This is a genomic window from Streptomyces sp. AB3(2024) (assembly GCF_041862025.1).
In the GTDB taxonomy this organism is placed as follows: domain Bacteria; phylum Actinomycetota; class Actinomycetes; order Streptomycetales; family Streptomycetaceae; genus Streptomyces.
Map to the genome: position 1 here is coordinate 1 of NZ_JBGWAB010000295.1, position 1,825 is coordinate 1,825.

The 1,825-nt window shown below is 65.6% G+C and carries 1 protein-coding gene and 1 pseudogene; both read right to left on the reverse strand.

Annotation, left to right across the window (positions count from 1 at the left end):
• Window positions 1–130: 130 nt before the first annotated feature.
• Window positions 131–1,109: pseudogene (locus tag ACEPPI_RS40410) on the reverse strand (IS5 family transposase).
• 73 nt (window positions 1,110–1,182) lie between these two features.
• Entirely contained in the window at window positions 1,183–1,602 is a 420-nt protein-coding gene (locus ACEPPI_RS40415) for a peptidase inhibitor family I36 protein (RefSeq protein WP_359950158.1), read from the reverse strand.
• Between the last annotated feature and the right edge of the window lie 223 nt (window positions 1,603–1,825).

The window sequence follows — 1,825 nt, forward strand, 5'->3', positions numbered from 1 at the left end:
CGGGGACCGGGAAGTCATCGACACATCCGGACCAACGCCACACGACCGGTCCGGGACACTCCCGGACCGGTCACACCATACGAATCAGCGACCCGCGAAGTACGGGACTAGGGCGTGTGTGATGTCGTGATCAGTCGGCGGTTTTGAGGAGGTCGTCGATCCAGATCATGGCGGCGCGGAGGTGGAGGCCGGCGAGGTAGCTGTCCGGGGTTTTGTCGTAGCGGGTGGCGATGCCTCGCCAGGCTTTGAGCTTGTTGATCAGGCGTTCGACGGTGTTGCGTTCCTTGTAGAGGTCGGCGTCGTGGCTGATGGGCCGGCCGCCTTGCGTGCCCTTCTTCTTGCGGTTGGCGGCCTGGTCCTTCTTTTCTGGGATGACGGCCTTGATCCCGCGTTTACGCAGGTAGGCGCGGTTACCGCGGGACGAGTACGCCTTGTCCGCAGCGACCGCGCCGGGCGTCGTGCGGGGACGGCCGACCGGCAGGCGGATTCTCACCTTCGCGAGCACGGGGATGAACTGCGGGCTATCCCCGGCCTGCCCGGCGGTCAGGACCAGCGTGAGCGGACGGCACTGGCGGTCCGCGGCGAGGTGAATCTTGCTGGTGAGGCCGCCCCGGGACCGGCCGAGCAGGGCTTCGGTCAGGCGGATCTTGTGTTTTCGCCGGATGCGCCGGCGTTCGTCCTGTCCGTTCTGTTCCTCCGCGCCGCCCCCTTTTGCCGGGCTGTCTCCTGCTCCTGCCCGGCTTCTTCCAGGGCCTTCATGAGGTGCTTGCTGACCCGCATCCCCGCGGCGTCGTGGTGGGCGCGGACCGTGGTGGAGTCCACGCTGACCAGCGACAAGTCCGTTCTTCCCGCCCGGGCACCCTCGGCGATCAGGCCCTCCAGCAGGGCCGTGAACACACCGGCGTCCCGCCAGACGCGGAAGCGTCCGTAGACGGTGGCCCAGGGCCCGAACTCGGCAGGCTTCTCCCGCCACTGCCCACTGGAGCGGAACCGCCAGATCACACCCTCGAACTGCTCCCGCAACCGCTCCGGATACGGCCCGTACCTACCGATCGGCAGATACGCTCGATGAACTTCCACTGGGCATGAGTGAGTTGCCTACGCGTCACGACCACAGTCGTACCGGATTCCACGCCTCGAACAGGCCAGAACCCAGCAGTTGATTACGGCATCACACGGGCCCTAGTTGTACGACCCGTTGAACGAGGAGATGCGATCGTTGAAGGTGTTTACGCCGAAGTAGGAGCCGTCTGCGTTGTAGATCGTCACCCTCCGCAGGTCGGCTGCGGCCCATCCGGGGTACAGCTTGATGTATTTCCCGCCCTGGTCGTAGTTCTGGTAGAAGCGCTCGACCAGGTTGGTGTTGTTGACGATGGAGGACGTCCGGTCGTTCGCCATCCCGTTCAGGACCGCGTTCAACTGGATGGCGCCCAGCCTGCCCCGGAAGTCGTGCCTGAGACCGTTGTAACCAGTGTCTTCGTAGAGGCACACGAAATCGGACGGGCAGTCTTCCCCTGCCGCCTGGGCCGGTGTTGCGCCAAGTGTCACGCCACCGATCAGTGCGGCCGTGGCAAGGGGGACGGAGAATGCGCGTGATCGCATGGAGTTCCTTAATCGCGGCCCAGCGGCGGGCCGGGGCGACAGTGAACGAGGGACTGCACCAAGGGAGTTCGCCGTGCTGGCCCAGCCAAGCAGGGCGCTGGGCTAACAGCGGGGAACCTTCTGAACAGTTGCAGAAATGTGATGTGGGTGTTCGTCGCACAAGGGCCGTGTGATGTGTGCGTCGAGGTGGCGGCGGGCGCGCGCGTGCCCGCAGGGCCGAGCG

What these genes read in the sequence shown, in the direction of transcription:
- ACEPPI_RS40415 (WP_359950158.1), bottom strand. Translation starts at nt 1,602, where the DNA reads ATGCGATCACGCGCATTCTCCGTCCCCCTTGCCACGGCCGCACTGATC.